Raw genomic sequence first — 20131 nt, forward strand, 5'->3', positions numbered from 1 at the left:
TCTGGAGTGATCAATGGACTTGCTCGACAGCATGCAGGTGTACGTGCACACGGTGGAAAAAGGCAGCCTGAGCGCCGCCGCCGAGGCCAGCGGCATCTCCGCCACCATGGCGGGCAACCACCTGCGCACGCTGGAAAAGCGGCTGGGCATGCAACTGCTGCACCGGACCACGCGGCGCCAGCACCTGACCGCGTTGGGCGAGGACTACTACGCGCGCTGCAAGGAGATCCTGCGCCTGGTGGCCGAGACCGACGCGCAGGCGCAAAACCTGCAGCTCGCGCCCGCCGGCAAGCTGCGCATCAGCGCGCCGGTCACCTTCGGCACCGAGGCGCTGATGCCGGCGCTGTCGGTGTACCTGGCGCGCTACCCAGACGTGAGCATCGATGTGTCGCTGAGCGACCGCGTGGTCGATCTGGTGGAGGAGGGCTTCGAAGCCGCGATCCGCATCGGCCAGCTGCCCGATTCGGCGCTGATCGCCAGGCCGCTGGCGCCGTACCGGCTGATGATCTGCGCCTCGCCCGAATACCTCGCGCGCCGCGGCACGCCGGCCCGGCCCGAAGAACTGAGCGGGCACGAATGCCTGTCTTTCAGCCCTGCCGCGCTGGCCAACTGGCGGTTGCAAAGCGGCGACGACGGGCTGTGCATTCCCGTGTCGGGCCGCGTGCAGGTCAACAACGGGCAGGCGCTGCGCGTGGCCGCGCTGCATGGCTTAGGGATCGTGCTGCAGCCTGCAATCCTGCTGGAGGCCGACGTGGCGGCCGGGCGGCTGGTGCGGCTGTTTGCGGGGCATGACCTGCCCGTGCGGCCGATGAGCGTGGTGTATCTGCAGGACCGCTACCGGTCGCCCAAACTGCGCAGCTTCGTGGAGTTCCTGGTGGAGCGGTTCGCTGGCGGCTGAGTCTGGTCAGGCCAAGCTCTCTCCGAGAGTCACGCCCAGGTAGTACCAAACCAAGCCTTCACGGTCTGGCCTGCCCTGCGGGCTTTGATTTCAGCGGCGATGCTTTTGGATCGTGTCCCGGACAGCGAACACGAACATGACAAACACCAGGACCGATCCGAAACCAAAAGCGCCTCGACAGGTTGCCTCCGACACAGCGACGCGCATGCTTTGAGATCCGCTGGTGCATTGCGTGGCCGCGCCGCTGGTGGCTATCCATGCGGGTAACACCACCATGGCCGCCAACAGGCAGCAAACCAGCCAGCGCACCGCAGCGTTCTTGCGAAGCGCCAACAGAATCACGCACACGCCACCGAGCCCCAATAGTCCTGCCGCCCAGAAGCCGACCCAGAGGGGAGCGCGCAGTTTCTCGGGGTAGAAGGTCATGAGCAGAGCCAACGCAGCGGCCAAAAGCAGCATGCATGTGCCGAATGGAACCGTCGGTGGAGTGTTGTTCGAGCTCATCGGGGGGCGCAATTCGTGTCTGAGTCGTTGACTGTAAGACAAGCTAATTCGTCGCCTGGCGATGGGATGCGGGGGCGCGATTGGCTCGAGAAGCACGCCGCGGTGGAGCTGGTGCTGGCGGGTTAAGGTTTCGCCATGGTTTCCGAACCACCGTGGACCTGCCAGGTCGGTCAAGATCGCGGATCTGGCAATTCAACGGAGAGGGTTCGATGACCGTGATTCGAGGCTGTTTTGTACTGACCCTGGCCACGATGACGTTGGCAGGCGCTGCCGGTGCGATGGGCCGGAGCCCGCCCTATCCTGAATGCCCGCAGGCCAGCCGCGATGCGATGGTGGGCGCCATCCAACAAAAGCTCTTTGAGAAGCACCCGAACCGCCGGTTCGAGGTTTCAGGGCTTTACTACGTGCCTGGGGAAAAGCTCCCCTTCTGGCACGCGCAGGCGACCACGCTGAACGGCTCGAAACAGTCAACGCTTTTCGCGATGGTTTACTGCGACCTAAGCGTCGAGTTGACCGCTCTGGCAACCGGTCGGTAAAGCCTGTCAGCGCAGAACCGGATCGTCCGCCGCCGCACTCGCACTGCCTGCGGCCCAGCCGCCCCCCAGCACCTTGTACAGCGTGACCCGGTTGGTCTGCTCGGCCAGCAGCAGGGTGATCTGCGTCTGCTGCGCGGCATACAGCGAGCGCTGCGCGTCCAGCACCGTGAGGAAGCTGTCGGCCCCCAGCCGGTAGCGTGCATCGGACAGGTCCAGCGCACGCTGGGTGGCGTCCAGCAGCGAGCGCTGGGCGGCCAGGCGTTCGCCCAGCGTGGCGCGGTCGGCCAGGGCGTCGGACACTTCGCGGAATGCGGTCTGAATGGATTTTTCGTACTGGGCCAGCGCGGTGTCGCGCGCCACTTCGGCCACGCGCAGGTTGGCGTTGTTGCGGCCGGCGTCGAAGATCGGCAGGCGGATCTGCGGGGCGAAGCTCCAGGTGCCGTTGCCGCCGTCGAACAGGCCCGACAGCGCATTGCTGGCCGTGCCGATGGAGCCGGTGAGCGTGATGGACGGGAAGAACGCCGCGCGCGCCGCCCCGATGCTGGCGTAGCTGCCTTGCAGCGTGCGCTCGGCCGCGCGCACGTCGGGGCGGCGCAGCAGCACGCTGGAGGGCAGGTCGGCCGGCACGGTGAGCAGGGTGGCGGCCGGTGTGGCCGGCACCACGGCCGTGCTGTCGATGTTGGCCGTGCCGGCGGTGCGCGGGGCGCCGGTATTCACGTTGCCGGTGGCGTTGGCCTTGGCCTTGGCGTTGGCGTTGGCGTTGGCGGGCGCCGGGGCCGTGTCCGCCGCGGCGGCCACGGCGATGGGCGGCAGCAGGGCATCGGGCACGGCGGCGCCGACCAGCAGGGCGAGCGCATTGCGGTCGCGCGCGACCTGGGCGGTGTAGGTGGCGACGTCGGCGCGCGCGGTGTCCACGGTGGTCTGGGTCTGCGCCAGGGTGAGGCCCGAGGTGGCTCCCAGCGCGTGGCTGCGCTGGGTGAGGTCCAGCGACTGCTGGCGGGTGCGCAGCGTTTCGCGGGCCAGTTGCAGGCGGCGGCCGTCCGCGTCCAGGGTGAGCCAGGCGTTGACCGCTTCGGCCACCAGGCTCAGCTGCACGCTGCGGCGGTTTTCAGCGGCACGGAAAAATTCCTGCAGCGCGGCGTCGTTCAGGTTGCGCACCCGGCCGAAAAAGTCGATTTCGTAGCTTGCAAAGCCCAGTTGCGCGCTGTATTGGCCGCCGATGTTGGAGCGGCCCGCCGTGGTCAGGTCGTCGGCCGTGCGGCTGCGGCTGCCGGCGCCGGTGGCGTTCACGCCCGGGAACATGTCGGCACGCGAGACGCCGTATTGCGCCCGTGCGCGCTCGATGGCCAGCACGGCCACGCGCAGGTCGCGGTTGTTGGCCACGGCCATCTCGGCGATGGACTGCAGGCGCGGCTCCTGCAGGAAGGCGGCCCAGTCCAGCGGGCGTTCCAGCGGATCGGCAGGGGCTGCGGTGGCCGGGCTTTGTGCGGCGGCGGCGGCGGTCCCTGTGCCAACACCGGCACCAGCGCCAGCGCCAGCCAGGGTCGGGGGCACGGAGCCGGTGCCCAGCGTGGCCGGTACCGGCAGCGAGGGCGCCTGGTAAACGGGTGCGAGGTTGGTGCAGCCGGACAGGGCGGCCAGCGCCACGGTGGCGGCTGCGGCCCAGGCGATGGGGCGGTATTGGGGCGCCCTCGGGCCGGCGGGGGGCGAAGGGTGGCTCGGGGTCGTCATCGGGACTGCGGAGAAGGCTTGGCGCGTCATGCGGTGGCTCCGGTGGGCTGGCCGGCCTTGGCGGCCCGGTCGGCGAAGAAGCCGCGGATGAGTACGAAGAACACGGGCACGAAGAAGATGCCCAGCACGGTGGCCGAGATCATGCCGCCCAGCACCGCGGTGCCGATGGCCTGGCGCCCGCCGGCGCCGGCGCCCGTGCCGATGGCGAGCGGCAGCACGCCGAAGCCGAAGGCCAGCGAGGTCATCAGGATCGGGCGCAGCCGCAGGCGCACGGCCTCCAGCGTGGCGTCGATGACGCTCTTGCCCTGGGCCTGCAACTGGGTGGCGAACTCCACGATCAGGATGGCGTTCTTGGACGACAGCCCCACGGTGGTGAGCAGCCCGACCTGAAAGTAAACGTCGTTGGAGAGCCCGCGAATGCCGATGCCCAGCAGCGCGCCCACGATGCCGAGCGGCACCACCAGGATCACCGAGAACGGCACCGACCAGCTTTCGTACAGGGCCGCCAGGCACAGGAACACGAACAGGATCGACACGGCATACAGCAGCGGCGCCTGCGAGCCCGACAGCCGCTCCTGGTACGAGGCGCCGGTCCATTCGTAGCCGATGCCGGGGGGCATTTCCTTCATGATGGATTCGACCGCGTCCATGGCCGCGCCGGAGCTCACGCCCGTGGCCGCATCGCCCACGAACTCGTAGCTGGGGCTGCCGTTGTAGCGCTGCAGCTGGGGCGAACCGTAGGTCCAACTGGTGCTGGAGAACGCCGAGAACGGCACCATCAGCCCCTGGCTGTTGCGCACCGTCCAGGGTGCGATGTCCTGCGGCAGCATGCGGTAGGGCGCGTCGCCCTGCATGTACACGCGCTTGACGCGGCCCTTGTTCAGGAAGTCGTTCACGTAGGTGCCGCCGATGGCGCTGCCCAGCGTGGCGTTCACGTCGGTCGTGGCCAGGCCCAGCGCGCCGGCCTTGGCGTCGTCGATGGCCACGCCCAGCTGGGGCGTGTCGTCCAGGTTGTTGCTGCGGGTGTTCGATAGCTCGGGCCGCTGGCCGGCGAGCTGCAGCACCTTGTCGCGCGCGGCCACCAGCGCATCGTGGCCCAGGCCGTTCAGGTCCTTGAGCTGGAAGTTGAAGCCCGCGTTGGCCCCCAGGCCGCGCACGGCCGGTGGCAGCACAACGAAGATGCGCGCGTCGCGAATCTTCGAAAGGTCGCGCGTGGCCTTGCGGGCGATGGCGTCGGCGCTTTGCGAGGCCAGGGGGCGCTCGCTCCATTCCTTCAGGCGCACGAAGCCACGCGCCGAGCTCTGGTCGCCGTTGGAGCCGGTGATGGAGTTGAAACTCACCACGTCGGGCTGCGCCGCGAAGTATTTCTGCACCTCGGCCATCACCGCCTGCAGCCGGGTGTTGGAGGCGCCGGGCGGCAGCGTGATCTGCACCTGCACGGCGCCCTGGTCTTCATTGGGCAGGAACGAGGTCGGCAGGCGCAGGAACAGCACGGCCATGCCACCCACGATGAGCGCATACACCACCATCATCCGTCCGCCGCGCCGCACCACGCGGCCCACGCCGCGCTGGTAGCCGTCGGCCGTGCGGTCGAAGCGGTGGTTGAACCCGGTGAAAAAGCGGTCCACCCAGCCCAGCACGCCCCGGCGCCGGGCGCCGTGCGGGCTGTGCTGGCCCTTGGGGATGGGTTTGAGCAGCGTGGCGCACAGGGCCGGCGTGAGGGTCAGCGCCACCAGCACCGACAGCACCATGGCCGAGACGATGGTGATGGAGAACTGCCGGTAGATCACCCCGGTGGAGCCGCCGAAGAACGCCATGGGGATGAACACCGCCGACAGCGTGAGCGCGATGCCCACCAGCGCGGGCGTGATCTCGGCCATGGATTTGCGGGTGGCTTCCTTCGGTGGCAGGCCTTCTTCGCTCATCACGCGCTCGACGTTTTCCACCACCACGATGGCATCGTCCACCAGCAGGCCGATGGCCAGCACCATGCCGAACATGGTCAGCGTGTTGATCGAATAGCCCGCCACCGACAGCACGCCGAAGGTGCCCAGCAGCACCACGGGCACGGCGATCGCGGGGATCAGCGTGGCGCGGAAGTTCTGCAGAAAGATGTACATCACCAGCACCACGAGCAGCATGGCCTCGACCAGCGCCTTGACCACCTCTTCGATGGAGGCGCTCACGAAAGGCGTCGTGTCGTAGCTGGTGAAGGGCTTGAGCTGGTACGGAAAGAAGGGCTGCAGCTCGGCGATCTTGGCGTTCACCGCCTCGGCCACGGCCATGGCGTTGGCACTGTCGGCCAGCACCACGCCCATGCCGGCGCCGGGCTGGCCGTTCAGGCGCGAGGTGATGGTGAGGTTTTCCGCGCCCAGTTCGATGCGGGCCACGTCCTTCAGGCGCACCACGGCGCCCTCGACGGTGGACTTGAGCACGATGTTCTCGAACTCTTCGCGCGACTGCAGCTTGCTGCGCGCGGTGATGGTGGCGTTGAGCTGCTGCTCGCCCACGGCGGGCAGGGCGCCCAGCTGGCCGGCCGAGACCTGCGCGTTCTGCGCATTGATGGCGTTGCCCACGTCGGAGGGCATGAGCGCGTATTTTTCGAGCTTGGCGGGGTCCATCCACACGCGCATGGCGTAGGGCGTGCCCAGCGTGGCCACGTCGCCCACGCCGTCGATGCGGCTGATCACGTCCACCAGGTTGCTGGAGATGTAGTCGCCGATGTCCACCTGCGTCACGCTCGGATCGGGCGAGGTGAAGGTGACGATCATCAGGTAGTCGTTGCCACCCTTGGTGACGGTGACGCCGCGGCTTTGCACGGCGGGCGGCAGGCGCGACATGGCCTGCTGCAGCTTGTTCTGCACCTGCACCTGGGCCACGTCGATGTTGGTGCCGGCATTGAAGGTGAGCGTGGTGCGCGAGCCGCCCGAGGCGTCGCTGGTCGAGCCCATGTAGATGAGGTTGTCCAGGCCCTTGAGCTGCTGCTCGATCACCTGGGTGACCGATTCCTCGACCGTCTTGGCCGAGGCGCCGGTGTAGGTGGCGCTGATGGACACGCGCGGCGGCGCGATGTTGGGGTACTGCTCCAGCGGCAATGTCTTGATGGACATGGCCCCCGCCAACATGATGACGATGGCGATGACCCACGCGAAGATGGGCCGGTTGATGAAGAACTGTGCCATGGCGGACGGTCCTTCAGCGGGCGGCCGAAGCCGCAGCGCCCGGCGCGGCAGGGGCTGCGGCCGGAGCGGTCGATGCGGCCTGGCCCGTCGAAGCTGCCTGCGACGCGCCGCTGGCCGGGGTGCCGGCCGCCTGCGCCGCCTGCCCCGCCTGACCGGTTTTTGCCGCCACTTCCACCGGCTTGACCGTGTCGCCCACCTTCACGCGCTGCAGGCCGTCCACCACCACGCGGTCGCCGGCCGCCAGGCCGCCCACGGCCTGCCAGCGGTTGCCCACGGCGGCCTCGACCTGGATCTTGCGGCGCTCGATCTTGTTCTCGGCATTGACCAGCAGCACGCTGGCATTGCCGGCGGTGTCGCGCGTCACGCCCTGCTGGGGCACGAGCAGCGCCTGTTCGTTCACGCCCGTCTCCAGCACGGCGCGCACGTACATGCCGGGCATGAGCAGGCCGTCGGGGTTGGGGAACACCGCGCGCAGGGTGACCGCGCCGGTGGCGGGGTTCACCGTCACGCCGCTGAACTGCAGCCGGCCGGCCTGGGCGTAGGTGCTGCCGTCCTCCAGCTTGAGCGTCACGCGCGCCTGGCCTTCGCCCGCGCGCTGAAAGCGCCCCTTGGCCAGATCGGTCTTCAGGCGCAGCACGTCGGTGCTGGACTGGGTCACGTCCACATAGAGCGGATCGATCTGCGAGATGGTGGTGAGCGCCGTGGTCTGGTTGGCGGTGACCAGCGCGCCCGGCGTCACGGCCGAAGTGGCGGTGCGGCCCGAGATGGGCGCCTTGATGCGCGTGTAGCCCAGGTTGATGCGGGCGTTTTCCACCGCCGCGCGGTTCACGGCGAGGTCGGAGCGCGCCTGCACCAGCACGGCCTGGCTGTCGTCATACACCTGGCGGCTGATGGCGTCGATCTTCACCAGTTCGGCATTGCGCCGGGCATTGGTTTCGGCCGTGCCCACCGTGGCCTGCGCCTTGCCGAGCGAGGCTTCGGCGCTGGCCAGCGCCACCTGGAAGGGTGATGCGTCCAGCTGGTACAGCACCTGGCCGGCCTTCACGTCCGCGCCTTCGGTGAAGAGCCGCTTTTGCACGATGCCGCCCACCTGGGGCCGGATTTCAGCCACCAGGAAAGCGCTGGTGCGGCCGGGCAGCTCGGTGGTGATCGACTGCCGCTCTGGCTGCAGCGTGACCACGCCGGCTTCCACCGGAGCGCGCGGCGCGGGCTGCTTGGCGGACTTGTCCGAACACCCGGCCACCGCCATCGCGGCCGCCAGCACGGCGGCACCCGCCCAGCGCAGGGTGGGCGGGTGGGCGGATGGCGAAAACGGTGGTGAAAGGAGGGACGGGAAAGGCCGTGGGGGGCAGTCGGCAGACAGAGCGGGCAGCGAGCGTGTGGCGGATCGAGGGCAATTCATGGGCGAGGCACGGCTTTCGTTGTGGCGAGCATTCTGACGGTCAATTGAAAAGATCGTGTGAAGCTGTAGCAGGCGGCAAAGACCTCGCGGCGGGCCTTTGCCGGACCTTGCAACCTTCATGCCGCCAAAGGGCGAGCGGCGGCCTGCGGAGCGCCGGCCGGGCGCGCGCACATTGGCCGGGTCGCCGGCCCGCTCGCGCGGCTGGCTCCGGAGTGTGAAGCGCGGCACACCGGGCGCGCAGCGGGCCCAGCCGTGTCGCCAGGGGTTTCTGCGCCGTGGAATGGCGGTTTATGGGTCAAATCGCCCCTGCGCCTTAGGGAATATTGCGGTGGCAGCTATAAAAATAATAGCAATTGGGTGGTTGGGAAACGACTGTGCGCCGCGCGAGCGGGCCAAAAGTCTTGACCCAGATCAAGCCCGGGCGAAAGGTTTTCCAGCGCCAGGGCGGCGCCCCTACGATCGGCCGCACTGCTTCCCACAGTGGCCTGCGGCGCCGTGCCGCATCGTCTGTCAGAGACAAAAGCTTCTTTCCCCGAAAGGCTTCCCCATGCGAAGAAATCTCCCGGTCAGCACGCAGGAATACCCGTTTCCCCCCGGCGAAACCCTGGTCTCCACCACCGACCTGAAAGGCCGCATCCTTTACTGCAACCCGATGTTCATCGAGGTGAGCGGATACGAGCGCGAGGCGCTGCTCGGCCAGCCGCACAACATGATCCGCCACCCCGACATGCCCGAGGAAGCCTTCCGCGATCTCTGGGCCACCATTTCGCAGGGGCTGCCCTGGTCGGCCCCGGTGAAGAACCGCCGCCAGGATGGTGACTTCTACTGGGTGATGGCCAACGTCACCCCGCTCGTGGAGGGCGGTCGGCCCGTGGGCTACCTTTCGGTGCGCACCGAAGCCACCCGCGAACAGGTGCAGGCCGCCGAGGCGCTCTATGCCCGCATGCGGGCAGAGGCCGCCGCCGGCCGGCCGGTGCATGGGCTGCACGCGGGCCGGGTGACGCGCCGCACGCTGGCGGGCCGCATCGCCGAATGGGCGCGGGCGGGGCTGGGCGCCAAGGTGGCGATGGCGTTCTTCGCGGTGCTGGCGGCGGCCTTCCTGGCCGGGCTGGTGGATGAAGACCTCGGCATGTTCTCGGCCGCGGCCTGGCTGGCGGTGGCGGGCGTCACGCTGGCGGCCTTCGCCTATGTGCGCCGCTTGGCCGTGGTGCCGCTGTCGGACCTGGTGCGCGCCGCCAACCGCATGGCGGCCGGCGATCTGACCGGCCGCACCGGCAGCACCGGCGCGGCCCGGTCCGACGGCGTGGGCGATCTGCAGAAGGCGCTGAGCCAGCTCAACGTGAACCTGCAGTCCATCGTGGGCGACGCCCGGCGCGAGAGCGAGAAGATGCAAGCTTCCAGCGGCACCATCGCCCAGGGCAACCAGGAACTGTCCGCCCGCACCGAAACGCAGGCGAGCAACCTGGAAGAAACCGCTGCGTCGATGGAAGAAATCACCGGCACCGTCCGCCAGACCGCCGACTCGGCGCGCCAGGCGGCCGAGCTGGCCCGGCAGGCCACGGGCGTGGCCGAGCGGACCAGCGGCGTGGTGGACAGCGTGGCCGACACGATGCAGCAGATCCAGGCCGCTTCGGGCCGGATCGGCGAGATCACCCAGCTCATCGACTCCATCGCCTTCCAGACCAACATCCTCGCGCTGAACGCCGCGGTGGAGGCAGCGCGGGCCGGCGAGCAGGGCCGGGGCTTCGCGGTCGTGGCCGGCGAAGTGCGCAGCCTGTCGCAGCGCACGCTGACCGCCGCGCGCGAGATTCGCCAACTCATCGACCAATCGGCCGAGAAGGTCGGCGAAGGCCGCCAGCGCACCGAAAGCGCGCAAAAGACCATGCAGGAATCGCTGGGCCTGGTGCGCAGCGTGGGCGCGCTGATCGGGCAGATCCACAGCGCCGCCGACGAGCAACTGGCCGGCATTTCGCAAGTGAACAGCGCCGTGGCCCACCTGGACGGCATCACCCAGCAGAACGCCGCGCTGGTGGAGGCCAATGCGGGCCTCGCGCTGCAGTTGCAGGCCCAGGCGCGCACGGTGGCGGAAACGGTCGGCGTCTTTCACGTGCACGGTGGCCGCGGCCGTCCGCGCGACATGGCGGTGCCCGGTGCGGTGGCGCTGCGCAAGGCCGCGCGTGCGGTGGCCCCCGCGGCCCGGGTGCGGGCCGAGCACCCGGCCCTGGCTGAAACGTGACCGCTTGAAACGGGCGGAGGGGATTCAGGCCCCGGCACCCGGCACAGGCATACCATGGCGCCCGGGGCCGATGTCCGGCCTCGCTGCCACCGTATCTGCGATCGCATCGCAACCGCACCGAAGGAGCGCCCATGAACCCATCCACCCCTTCCCTGGCCGACGAACTGATGGTCCAGCTGCAAGGCGCGCCGCTTCAGCAACTGGCCGGCCAACTGGGCACCGGCGCCCAGCAGACCCATTCCGCCGTGGCGACCGCGCTGCCCCTGCTGCTGGGCGCGCTGGGCCGCAACGCCGCGCAGCCCCAGGGTGCCGACGCGCTCTTCGGTGCGCTGCAGCGCGACCACATGGGCGGTGCCGCCGCCAGCCCGGGCGGGCTGGACCTGGGCGGGCTGCTGGGTTCGCTGCTCGGCGGGGCGGCCGGTGGCGGTGGCAGCGCCGCGGGTGGCCTGGGGCAGGGCGCCGACATCCTGGGCCATGTGTTCGGCAACCAGCGCCCGCAGGCCGAGGCGGGCCTTGCGCAGGCCACCGGCCTGGGCGCCAACGCCGGGCAACTGTTGAAACTGCTGGCGCCCATCGTCATGTCGTTCCTCGCGCAGCGCGTGCAGTCGGGCGGAATGGACGCCGGCAGCCTGGGCCGCACCCTGGGCCACGAGCGCGAGCGTGCGCAGCAGCAGGGCGGCCTCGGCGGCGGACTGCTGGGCAGCTTGCTCGACCAGGACGGCGACGGGCAGGTCGGCCTGTCGGACCTGGTCAAGATCGGCGGCGGACTGTTCGGCGGGCGCCGCTGACGCACAGCCAGCCCCGGGTTTTGCAACAGATTGCTCCGCCGTCCCTGGGCGGTCGGCAAACTCCCTGTTGCGCCCACCCCGCCGTTCGGCGGAAACTGCGGCCATCCACGCCACTTCAAAACGGGAGGCCCCCATGACCGCAGTTGCAGACATTCTCCAGTCCAAGCCCAGCGCGGAGGTTCACACCATCGGGCCATCGGATTCGATGCTCGACGCGCTGCGGCTCATGGCCGACAAGGGCATCGGCGCGCTCCTGGTGATGGAGGGCGAGCGCATCGCCGGCATCGTCACCGAGCGCGACTACGCCCGCAAGGTCGCCCTGCTGGGCCGCACCTCCGGCGCCACGCAGGTGAGCGATGTCATGACCCGCGCCGTGCGCTTCGTGCGGCCGCACCAGACCAGCGAGCAGTGCATGCAGCTCATGACCGCCAACCGCCTGCGCCACCTGCCCGTGGTGGACGAGGCGGAGCGGCTGGTGGGCCTGATCTCCATCGGCGATCTGGTGAAGAACATCATGTCCGAGCAGCAATTCATCATCGAGCAGATGGAGCAATACATCACCGGCAGCCAGCGGGCCTGAAGGCCGAGCCGCAGGGCTGCCCCGGCCCCGACGCAACGGGCATCTCATCGCAGTGGCCGGGCAGGGGCGCTGCCAGGGTCTGCCGCGCAAACCCCTTCGCTTGCGGGGCGGTGGCCTGTCGCGCCATCGGCTGGCCAAGTGGAATCGGTCCAGTCATGGTGATGCCGTTCATGACCTTGCTCACCGCGGACACCGGCCCGCGCCTTGGTCAGCAGAACCCCTCGAACATCTGCCGCGCGGAGATCCACGGCTCAGCCGACGGGGCTTCGGCGCGTTGTCCTGCGAATTTATTCAGGCTGCGGAACCCAAGGGGTATCTCGACCGTCGTTCAATAGGGGACTTCTTTCGACGCCCGCCCTTTGCCTGGAACCTGAATGTCCGCCTTGCCTTCCCGCACCGAGCCTCGCAGCGCCACGCCGCCCCCTTCGAGCAGCCCCATTCCCGCTGCCCACCACAGTGCATCGCGCCGCGCCGCCGCCGCCCTGGTGCCGCCGGCCGACACGCATTCGCCGGCCGACCGCTATGAAGAGCTGTTCGTGGAAGTGCAGCGCCAGCGCATCTTCGACGACTCCAAGACCTTCGTGGACTGCGCCCCCCGCCAGCCGCCCGAGGCCATCCTGGCCGCGTACCGCGCGCAGTGCCATGCGCCCGGGTTCGATCTGCATGCCTTCGTGCACCACCACTTCACGCCCCAGCACCGGGCCTGCCAGCAAGCCGCCGTCGCCGCGCCCGGCCTGTCGATGGCCGCGCACATCGACGCGCTGTGGGACGAACTCACCCGCCACCCCGCACACCACCCCTCGCGCGGCTCGCTGCTGCAGTTGCCGCACGCGTACGTGGTGCCGGGCGGCCGCTTTGTCGAGATGTATTACTGGGATTCGTACTTCACCATGCTGGGCCTGGTGCGCAGCGGCCGTCCGCACCTGCTGCATGCGATGACCGACAACTTCGCCTACCTCATCGACACCTACGGCCATGTGCCCAACGGCACGCGCACCTATTACCTGAGCCGGTCGCAGCCGCCCATGTTTTCGCTGATGGCCGACCTTTGTGAATCGTGCGCGGGGCACGGCGCACAGCAGTACCTGCCGCAGATGCTGCGCGAATACGCCTTCTGGATGGACGGCGCCGACACGCTGGCGCCGGGCGCCACGCACCGCCGCGTGGTGGCCTTGCCGGACGGCGCCGTCCTCAACCGCTACTGGGACGACCGCGACACGCCGCGCGAAGAATCGTGGCGCGAGGACGTGGAAACCGCAGAGCGCTGCCACCGCCCCGCGCAGGAGGTGTACCGCGACCTGCGCGCCGCCGCCGAATCGGGCTGGGACTTCAGCGCGCGCTGGCTGTACGACGGCCTGGGCGCCACCTGCCGCACCCAAACGCTGACCACCATCGGCACCACGCGCATCCTGCCCGTGGACCTGAACGCTCTGCTGCACAAGACCGAGACCACCATCGCCCGCCTGAGCCGCGAAGCGGGCGACACCGCCACCGCACACGCCTTCGACGACAAGGCCCGAAGGCGCGCCGAGGCCATGTCCCGCGTGCTGTGGAATGCCGAGGCCGGCGCTTTTCTCGATTACGACTGGCAGCTGGGTGCCTCGCGCCCCGCGCTCAATGCGGCCACGGTGGCGCCGCTCTTCACCGGCACGGCCACGCCCGAACAGGCGCGGGCACTGGCCGCCACCGTGCGCCGCCGGCTGCTGGTGCAAGGCGGCCTGTCCACCTCGGAAACCGCCAGCGGCGAACAGTGGGACCGCCCCAACGGCTGGGCGCCGCTGCAGTGGATGGCCGTGCAGGGCTTCGCGGCCTACGGCGCTGCGGACGACGCCTGCCGGCAGTTGTCAGAGGACATTCGCACCCGCTGGCTCGCCACGGTGCAAAACCTGTACGACCGCGAAGGCAAGCTGGTGGAGAAATACTCGCTGTGCGAGATGGGCGGCGAGCCCTCCGCGGGCGGAGACGGGGGCGAATACCCGCTGCAGGACGGGTTCGGGTGGACCAATGGGGTGGTGCGGGGCTGGCTGCCAGACGCCGCCCCGGTGCCGGCAGCCGCTTTGCCAACGCCGCAGGCATAGCGCGCTGAGCGGGGCATCGGCGAGGGGCGAAAGCACGCCCTCGCGGTAGTGCCGGCCCGCCTCAGGCCACCTTCTCCACATGCGCCTGGCGCGTGTACAGAAAATCGATCACCGCCTTGCGGCTGCGCAGGTAGCGCGGGTCTTCGGCCAGGGCGACGCGATTGCGGGGGCGGGGAATGTCCACGGCCAGCACCTCACCGATGGTGGCGGCCGGGCCGTTGGTCATCATCACGATCTTGTCGGACAGCAGCACGGCTTCGTCCACGTCGTGGGTGACCATGACCACGGTGCTCTGCGTGCGCGCGACGATCTCCAGCAGCTCGTCCTGCAGTTTGGCGCGGGTGAGGGCGTCGAGCGCGCCGAAGGGTTCGTCCATCAGCAGCACCTGGGGCTCCATCGACAGGGCCCGGGCGATGCCCACGCGCTGCTTCATGCCGCCCGAAATTTCGCCGGGACGCTTTTGCGCGGCGTGGGTCAGGCCCACCATCGACAGCGCCGCTTCGGTGCGGGCCTTGAGTTGTGCCTTGGTCTCGGTCTTGGCGAACACGCGCTCCACGGCCAGATGCACGTTGCCTTCGCAGGTGAGCCAGGGCAGCAGCGAATGGTTCTGGAACACCACCGCGCGCTCGGGGCCGGGGCCCTTGATCTCCTTGTTGGCGCACAGCAGCGCGCCGGCCGTGGGCACCGTGAGCCCGGCGATCAGGTTGAGCAGCGTGGACTTGCCGCAGCCCGAGTGCCCGATGAGGGCCACGAACTCGCCCTTGGCGATGGTCAGGTCGATGTCCTTCAGCGCGGGGAACAGGCCCTTGGCGGTCTTGAAGGTTTGCGCGACGCCCTGGACTTCGATGAATTTCGCGGGGTTGTTCATGCCTTCACCTCTTCGAACGTGAATGCCGTGGCCAGCTTGACCAGGGCGTATTCGAGCAGCAGCCCGACGATGCCGATCACGAAGATCGCGATGATGATGTTCTTGACGTTCAGGTTGTTCCACTCGTCCCACACCCAGAAGCCGATGCCCACGCCGCCGGTCAGCATCTCGGCCGCCACGATCACGAGCCAGGCGGTGCCCACGGCCAGGCGCACGCCGGTCAGCATGTAGGGCAGCACGGCGGGGAACAGGATGGTGGTGGCGATCTTCCATTCCGAGAGGTTGAGCACGCGGGCCACGTTCATGTAGTCCTGCGGCACGCGCTGCACACCCACCGCGGTGTTGATGACCATGGGCCAGATCGAGCAGATGAAGATGGTCCAGATGGCGGCAGGGTTGGCGCCCTTGAACACCAGCAGGCCGATGGGCAGCCACGCCAGCGGCGACACGGGCCGCAGCAGGCTGATGAGCGGGTTGAACATGCGCGAGAGGAAGTGGAACCGCCCGATCACGAAGCCCGCGGGAATGCCCACCAGCGCCGCCAGCCCGAAGCCGACCGCCACGCGCTCCAGCGAGGCGAGCACGTTCCAGCCCACGCCCTGGTCGTTGGGGCCGTTGCGGTAGAAGGGGTTGCTGAAGACTTCCAGCGCCTGCTTCCAGGTCTCCAGCGGGCCGGGAATGCTCTGGCCAGTGGTGGAGGACACCACGGCCCACAGCCCGATCAAGAGGCCCAGGCCGCAGGCCGGCGGCAGCACGGCGAGCCAGAAGGCGCGCGAGGCGGCCGCCCAGTCGCGGGGCGCCCGCGGCGGGCTGGGCGGGGCGGACTGCAGTGGTTTTTGCCCCGATGCCGGCGTTTTGATTGCCGGTGTTGCTATTGTTTGCATAGCAGAAGGGGCCGCGGCTGGGGTGGGCTCCGGCGGGGCGTGGAAGACGGCGCTGACCATGGTGGGATTCTCCTGACAGGGGCTGGGGGCGGGCGGCTCGGGCGGGGCCCGGGGTCAGGCCTTGATCTTGAAGCTGTCGGCGTACTTGGCCGGCTCCTTGCCGTCCCAGACGATGCCGTCCATGAACTTGCTGGCGCGCATGTCGCTCTTGGGCAGCGGCGCCTTGGCGGCGGTGGCGGCCTGCTTGTACAGGTCGATGCGGTTGATCGACTTGGCCACGGCCAGGTAGTCGGGGTGGTCCTTGAGCAAGCCCCAGCGCTTGTGCTGCGTGAGAAACCACATGCCGTCGGACAGGTAGGGAAAGTTCACCGCGCCGTCGTTGTAGAACTTCATGTAGTTCGGGTCGTCCCAGGTCTTGCCCAGGCCGTTCTGGTAGCGGCCCAGGATGCGCTGGTTGATGGCGTCCACGCTGGTGTTCACGTAGGCCTTGCCGGCGATGGTTTCGGCCATCTTGTTCTTGTTGGCGAGGCCCTCGTCGATCCAGCGGCCGGCCTCCAGGATGGCGGCCGTCACGGCGCGGGCGGTGTTGGGGTATTTCTGCACGAACTCCGACGTGGTGCCCAGCACTTTTTCTGGGTGGTCCTTCCAGATGTCCTGCGTGGTGGTGGCGGTCACGCCGATGCCGTCCATGATGGCGCGGTGGTTCCAGGGCTCGCCCACGCAGAAGCCGTCCATGTTGCCCACGCGCATGTTGGCCACCATCTGCGGCGGCGGCACGGTGATGACTTTCGCGCCCTTGAGCGGGTCGATGCCGTCGGCGGCCAACCAGTAATAAAGCCACATGGCGTGCGTGCCGGTGGGGAAGGTCTGGGCGAAGGTGTATTCGCGCTTTTCCTTGGCCATGAGCTGGGCCAGGCCCGCGCCGTCCACTGCGCCGGCATCGGCGAGCTTCTTGCTCAGCGTGATGGCCTGGCCGTTGTTGTTCAGGGTCATGAGCACGGCCATGTCCTTCTTGGGGCCGCCAACGCCCAGGTGCACGCCGTACACCAGGCCGTACAGCACGTGGGCGAAGTCCAGTTCACCGTTCACCAGCTTGTCGCGCACGCCGGCCCAGCTGGCTTCCTTGCTGGGCACGATCTTCACGCCGTATTTCTGGTCGATGCCCAGCACCGACGCCATCACCACGCTGGCGCAGTCGGTCAGCGGAATGAAGCCGATCTTGACTTCCTTCTTCTCCGGCGCGTCGGAGCCGGCCGCATACACCATGGATCGCAGCGCGGGGCTCACGCCCACGGCCCCTACGGCGGCGGCCTGCAGCACGGTGCGGCGGTGGAGGCTGGTTTTGGACAGGTCGGTCATGGAAGGCATCCCTTGGCTTGGCTGGCAACGTGAAAAACAAAAAAGGCGTCCTCACACGCCTGCAGGCTGCCTTGAGGGCAGCGCCGCAAGCGGTGGGGACGCCTTTGTCCGGGTTGGAAGAAAGTCACCCGCCGTTGGATGGCTTCTTCTCAGGAGACCCATGGGTCTCGATAGTTTGAACAGCAAATCTCGTGCCAATAAAGTCCGCGTGTTGGCTTGCTCTCTCACGGGCGGGAGCGGTACACCGGTTACAGCAAAGGCGTGGAGGGGCTTTCGAATTGCCCGGTTTATTGGGGCGGGGCGCCCTATGCCTGTGCAAGCGATCCCTGTTGAGGTGCAAACAGGCATCAGTCTGCGTTCCCGCCGATTCGCTTTTCGGTATGCCATTTCGTCACAGGGGTGTCACCGGTCTCAATGTCGATAAATATTGCATCCCCCGTAATTGATAAACAAAAGGATTGAAATTGTTCAACAGAATCAGTGGCAATAGCTCTTCGTATCGTCCGCCAGTAGATCATTCGCCTGGCAGTTCTCCCGAGCGCATTGCGGAGTCGACAAGCAAGGTGCAGGCATGGGACATGTCTTTCAGTCCACCCCGCGCATCAAATCGCCCGCGCCCAAGCTCTTCGGAACCATCCAGCTTGCCGCCCAGGGGGGCATTCTTTTCGTCGAGCACCAAGCCAGATCGGGGGCACAACCCCCTCGATGGCAAGAGCGTCGCCGGCGGCGGTGGTGATCGAAAAATGCAAGCTCAGATAGAGCGCAACCAACGAGCGGGCGGATTGCTGAAAAGTTACCCAGACGGACTTCCGGAAAATGTGAAAAAAGCAGTCAAATCGGGCAGCGCGTTTCAGATTTCGTCCAACGAAGGCAAGAAGGTGTATGAAACGTATAAAACAATGCTGAAAGAATCCGATTGACACGTCGGTTTCAGGTCGAGGTCAACCCAGCAGGTCCGCCACGTCGAGCATGCGCTGGGCCACCTCGACCAGCTTCATGCCTTTGTCCATCGCGCTCTTGCGCAGCTTGTCGTAGGCGGCCTGTTCGGTCAGGCCCTGGCGCTGCATGAGCAGGCCCTTGGCGCGGTCGATGGTCTTGCGGTCTTTCAGCTCGCTGCGCGCGTCGGCCAGTTCGGCCCGCAAAGCCTGCTCGTGCTGAAAGCGCGCCATCGCCACGTCCAGGATGGGGCGGATGCGCTGGGGCGACAGCCCGGCCACGATGTAGGCCGACACGCCCGCAGCCACGGCCTGGCGCACGTGAGAGGGGTCGTCGTCGTTGGTGAACATGACGATGGCGCGCGGCGCATCGCGCGTGGCCATGACCACATGCTCCAGCGCGTCGCGGGCGTCGCTCTCGGCGTCCACGATCACCAGGTCGGGCTGCAACTGCGCGAGCCGCTCGCTCAAAAACACATCGGCCGGCAGCGTGGCGATGAGGTTGAAGTTGTTTTCCAGCAGGCCGATGCGCAACGCCCGCGAGCGCTCGGCTTGCAGCTGGGCGTGTTCGTCGTCCTCGGCGCCCACCGCCAGATCGGGGGCGACCACCACGATGCGCAGGGAGTCGGTCATGCCCCAAGCTTAAGCAATAAATACGCCCATGCTGGTGCGCCGGCGGGGTGCAAACCCCGATGGATCGCCGCGGATACCCGAAAGCGCACTGTGCGGGTGCATTAGCACCGCTTTCGGCCTGGGATGGAAATTGCTAATGGATGTAACTTGCTATGGAGCAGGGGTTACCCGATAGCGTAAGACTCTTCGGTCTTATATACATCCGGATACATGTAAACCACTGAATGGATTGGAGCTGGGTCTATGAGCACACAAGGAAGCAGGCGTGCCGCGCTGCTGGCGATCGCGGCGCTGGCCGCCACGTTGGGGGCAGGGTGCAGCAAGGTGCCCGACACCATCAAGATCGGCGTGGCCCAGCCGCTGTCGGGGCCGCTCGGCGCGCTGGGGCAGGATATGCTCAACGGCGTGACGCTGGCGGTGCAGGAGCTCAACAAGTCCGGCTTCACGGTCGATGGCAAGACCGTCACCCTGGAAGTGGTCGCGCAGGACGACCGGGCCGACGCCGACTCCGGCAAGAACGCCGCGCAGCAGCTGGTGGAGTCCGGCGTGGTGGCGGTCATCGGCAACCTCAATTCGGGCGTCAGCATCGCGGCGGCGCCCATCTATGCCGAAAAGGGCATCGCGCAGCTGGCCATCTCCACCAACCCGCGCTTCACCGAACTGGGCCTGCAGACCACCTTGCGCCTGGTGGCCAATGACAACCTGCAGGCCCGCGCCATGGGCTCGTTCGCGGCCACGCAGCTCAGCACCGCCAGCTACGCCGTGCTGGACGACGGCACGCCCTACGGCAAGGGCCTGGCCGATGGCGCGGCCAAGCAGCTGGCGACGGAGAAGAAGGAAGTCACCGTGCGCCAGTCGTTCGACGACAAGACCACGGATTTCGACGAGGTGGCCCGCCGCATCCAGACGGCGAAGGTGGGCGTGATCGTCACCACGCTCAACGACTTCCAGGTGCTGGCGCTGATGCAGGCGCTGCAGAAGATCAACTACACCCAGCTGTCCGTGCTGGGCGGCGACACGATCAAGACCACCGACATGGCCAAGGCCACGGGCATGGTGACCGCCATCTACGCCACGTCGCCCGTGCTGGAGCCGCGCGAGTTCATCACCGGCCGCCAGTTCCTGGACCGCTACAACACCGCCTTCAAGAAGGCTCCGGCATACGGCGGCCACTACAGCTACGACGCCACCTACGTACTGTCGGCCGCCATCAAGCAGGCCAAGTCGGCCGACCCGAAAGAAGTCACCAAGGCCCTGCGCGCCATCAACGGCTACGCCCCCGTCACCGGCACCATGACCTGGGACGACAAGGGCGAGCAGCGCTACGGCGCCGTGGGCGTGTACAGCCTGCGCGGCAGCAACTGGGAACTGCGCATGCGCTCCGACCGCTGGTGATCGGCACGGCGCGGGCTGCGGCAGGGCAGGCGGGCAGCCTGCCGCCGCGCCCTTGCCGAGCGCCTTTTCCCAACGTCATGCCAAGCGCTTTTCCCTGGGCGCCAAGGGCCCGGCGCCCAGGT

16 protein-coding genes are annotated in these 20131 nt (G+C 68.0%); 8 read left to right on the plus strand and 8 right to left on the minus strand.

All coding sequences use genetic code 11. The features are described from left to right. Nucleotides 1-13 precede the first annotated feature (13 nt). On the plus strand, nucleotides 14-898 hold the full coding sequence (locus BLT03_RS21125) for a LysR family transcriptional regulator (protein ID WP_092745749.1): 885 nt from the start codon (nucleotides 14-16) through the stop codon (nucleotides 896-898). Between the two features lie 90 nt (nucleotides 899-988). On the opposite strand, the gene BLT03_RS21130 is transcribed toward BLT03_RS21125, so the two are convergent. After that, nucleotides 989-1324 (minus strand): hypothetical protein, encoded by a 336-nt coding sequence (locus BLT03_RS21130; RefSeq protein WP_139160475.1) that lies wholly within the window; start codon nucleotides 1322-1324, stop codon nucleotides 989-991. 287 nt (nucleotides 1325-1611) lie between these two features. Between BLT03_RS21130 and BLT03_RS21135 the strand changes: the two genes are divergently transcribed. Then, complete coding sequence (locus BLT03_RS21135; RefSeq protein WP_092745751.1) at nucleotides 1612-1938, plus strand: hypothetical protein; 327 nt, start codon at nucleotides 1612-1614, stop codon at nucleotides 1936-1938. A 6-nt stretch (nucleotides 1939-1944) separates the two neighbouring features. On the opposite strand, the gene BLT03_RS21140 is transcribed toward BLT03_RS21135, so the two are convergent. Genes BLT03_RS21140 through BLT03_RS21150 form a run of 3 tightly spaced genes read right to left on the minus strand, consistent with a single transcriptional unit; the run spans nucleotide 1945 to nucleotide 8253 of the window. Next, nucleotides 1945-3669: an efflux transporter outer membrane subunit gene (locus tag BLT03_RS21140; protein ID WP_092745752.1), complete on the minus strand. Its 1725-nt coding sequence runs from the start codon at nucleotides 3667-3669 to the stop codon at nucleotides 1945-1947. A 26-nt stretch (nucleotides 3670-3695) separates the two neighbouring features. Continuing rightward, nucleotides 3696-6851 (minus strand): efflux RND transporter permease subunit, encoded by a 3156-nt coding sequence (locus BLT03_RS21145; RefSeq protein WP_092745753.1) that lies wholly within the window; start codon nucleotides 6849-6851, stop codon nucleotides 3696-3698. Between the two features lie 13 nt (nucleotides 6852-6864). Beyond that, on the minus strand, nucleotides 6865-8253 hold the full coding sequence (locus BLT03_RS21150) for an efflux RND transporter periplasmic adaptor subunit (RefSeq protein WP_092745754.1): 1389 nt from the start codon (nucleotides 8251-8253) through the stop codon (nucleotides 6865-6867). 547 nt (nucleotides 8254-8800) lie between these two features. Between BLT03_RS21150 and BLT03_RS21155 the strand changes: the two genes are divergently transcribed. From BLT03_RS21155 to treF, 4 genes are all read left to right on the plus strand, one after another. Then, a complete protein-coding gene (locus tag BLT03_RS21155) occupies nucleotides 8801-10489 on the plus strand; it encodes a methyl-accepting chemotaxis protein (protein ID WP_092745755.1) in 1689 nt (562 codons plus the stop codon). A gap of 131 nt (nucleotides 10490-10620) precedes the next feature. Beyond that, nucleotides 10621-11277, plus strand: coding sequence for a DUF937 domain-containing protein (locus BLT03_RS21160; protein ID WP_092745756.1), 657 nt, complete (start codon nucleotides 10621-10623; stop codon nucleotides 11275-11277). A 133-nt stretch (nucleotides 11278-11410) separates the two neighbouring features. Continuing rightward, nucleotides 11411-11857, plus strand: a complete 447-nt coding sequence (locus BLT03_RS21165; protein ID WP_092745757.1) for a CBS domain-containing protein — start codon at nucleotides 11411-11413, stop codon at nucleotides 11855-11857. Nucleotides 11858-12231: 374 nt separating this feature from the next. Beyond that, nucleotides 12232-13935 (plus strand): alpha,alpha-trehalase TreF, encoded by a 1704-nt coding sequence (gene treF / locus BLT03_RS21170; RefSeq protein ID WP_092745758.1) that lies wholly within the window; start codon nucleotides 12232-12234, stop codon nucleotides 13933-13935. Between the two features lie 61 nt (nucleotides 13936-13996). Here the strand turns inward: treF and BLT03_RS21175 are convergent, their stop codons facing one another. Genes BLT03_RS21175 through BLT03_RS21185 form a run of 3 tightly spaced genes read right to left on the minus strand, consistent with a single transcriptional unit; the run spans nucleotide 13997 to nucleotide 17046 of the window. Continuing rightward, entirely contained in the window at nucleotides 13997-14803 is an 807-nt protein-coding gene (locus BLT03_RS21175) for an ABC transporter ATP-binding protein (RefSeq protein WP_092745759.1), read from the minus strand. After that, nucleotides 14800-15747 carry a nitrate ABC transporter permease gene (ntrB, locus tag BLT03_RS21180; protein ID WP_092745760.1) on the minus strand — a complete coding sequence of 316 codons (948 nt, stop codon included), beginning with the start codon at nucleotides 15745-15747 and terminating at the stop codon, nucleotides 14800-14802. Before ntrB ends, BLT03_RS21175 begins: the two co-directional genes overlap by 4 nt. A gap of 54 nt (nucleotides 15748-15801) precedes the next feature. Further along, complete coding sequence (locus tag BLT03_RS21185; RefSeq protein WP_092745780.1) at nucleotides 15802-17046, minus strand: CmpA/NrtA family ABC transporter substrate-binding protein; 1245 nt, start codon at nucleotides 17044-17046, stop codon at nucleotides 15802-15804. A gap of 464 nt (nucleotides 17047-17510) precedes the next feature. Here BLT03_RS21185 and BLT03_RS21190 point away from each other — a divergent pair, with 464 nt between their 5' ends. Then, nucleotides 17511-17966, plus strand: a complete 456-nt coding sequence (locus BLT03_RS21190; protein ID WP_092745781.1) for a hypothetical protein — start codon at nucleotides 17511-17513, stop codon at nucleotides 17964-17966. 21 nt (nucleotides 17967-17987) lie between these two features. On the opposite strand, the gene BLT03_RS21195 is transcribed toward BLT03_RS21190, so the two are convergent. After that, the gene (locus tag BLT03_RS21195; protein ID WP_092745761.1) at nucleotides 17988-18614 is read right to left on the minus strand and encodes an ANTAR domain-containing response regulator; all 627 of its coding nucleotides are present in this window, start codon (nucleotides 18612-18614) and stop codon (nucleotides 17988-17990) included. A gap of 243 nt (nucleotides 18615-18857) precedes the next feature. On the opposite strand from BLT03_RS21195, the gene BLT03_RS21200 reads away from it, so the two are divergent. Next, nucleotides 18858-20009 (plus strand): branched-chain amino acid ABC transporter substrate-binding protein, encoded by a 1152-nt coding sequence (locus tag BLT03_RS21200; protein WP_092745762.1) that lies wholly within the window; start codon nucleotides 18858-18860, stop codon nucleotides 20007-20009. The last annotated feature ends 122 nt before the right edge of the window (nucleotides 20010-20131 follow it).

The sequence above is a fragment of the Paracidovorax valerianellae genome, assembly GCF_900102625.1.
GTDB classification, from domain to species: Bacteria; Pseudomonadota; Gammaproteobacteria; order Burkholderiales; family Burkholderiaceae_C; genus Paracidovorax; species Paracidovorax valerianellae.

Bases quoted from the DNA above. Each gene is read 5' to 3' on its own strand.
- BLT03_RS21185 (WP_092745780.1), bottom strand. From the start codon at position 17,046: ATGACCGACCTGTCCAAAACCAGCCTCCACCGCCGCACCGTGCTGCAG.
- BLT03_RS21195 (WP_092745761.1), bottom strand. From the start codon at position 18,614: ATGACCGACTCCCTGCGCATCGTGGTGGTCGCCCCCGATCTGGCGGTG.
- BLT03_RS21125 (WP_092745749.1), top strand. From the start codon at position 14: ATGGACTTGCTCGACAGCATGCAGGTGTACGTGCACACGGTGGAAAAA.
- BLT03_RS21130 (WP_139160475.1), bottom strand. From the start codon at position 1,324: ATGACCTTCTACCCCGAGAAACTGCGCGCTCCCCTCTGGGTCGGCTTC.
- BLT03_RS21160 (WP_092745756.1), top strand. From the start codon at position 10,621: ATGAACCCATCCACCCCTTCCCTGGCCGACGAACTGATGGTCCAGCTG.
- BLT03_RS21145 (WP_092745753.1), bottom strand. From the start codon at position 6,851: ATGGCACAGTTCTTCATCAACCGGCCCATCTTCGCGTGGGTCATCGCC.
- treF (WP_092745758.1), top strand. From the start codon at position 12,232: ATGTCCGCCTTGCCTTCCCGCACCGAGCCTCGCAGCGCCACGCCGCCC.
- BLT03_RS21200 (WP_092745762.1), top strand. From the start codon at position 18,858: ATGAGCACACAAGGAAGCAGGCGTGCCGCGCTGCTGGCGATCGCGGCG.
- BLT03_RS21175 (WP_092745759.1), bottom strand. From the start codon at position 14,803: ATGAACAACCCCGCGAAATTCATCGAAGTCCAGGGCGTCGCGCAAACC.
- BLT03_RS21165 (WP_092745757.1), top strand. From the start codon at position 11,411: ATGACCGCAGTTGCAGACATTCTCCAGTCCAAGCCCAGCGCGGAGGTT.
- BLT03_RS21155 (WP_092745755.1), top strand. From the start codon at position 8,801: ATGCGAAGAAATCTCCCGGTCAGCACGCAGGAATACCCGTTTCCCCCC.
- BLT03_RS21150 (WP_092745754.1), bottom strand. From the start codon at position 8,253: ATGAATTGCCCTCGATCCGCCACACGCTCGCTGCCCGCTCTGTCTGCC.
- BLT03_RS21140 (WP_092745752.1), bottom strand. From the start codon at position 3,669: ATGACGACCCCGAGCCACCCTTCGCCCCCCGCCGGCCCGAGGGCGCCC.
- ntrB (WP_092745760.1), bottom strand. From the start codon at position 15,747: ATGGTCAGCGCCGTCTTCCACGCCCCGCCGGAGCCCACCCCAGCCGCG.
- BLT03_RS21135 (WP_092745751.1), top strand. From the start codon at position 1,612: ATGACCGTGATTCGAGGCTGTTTTGTACTGACCCTGGCCACGATGACG.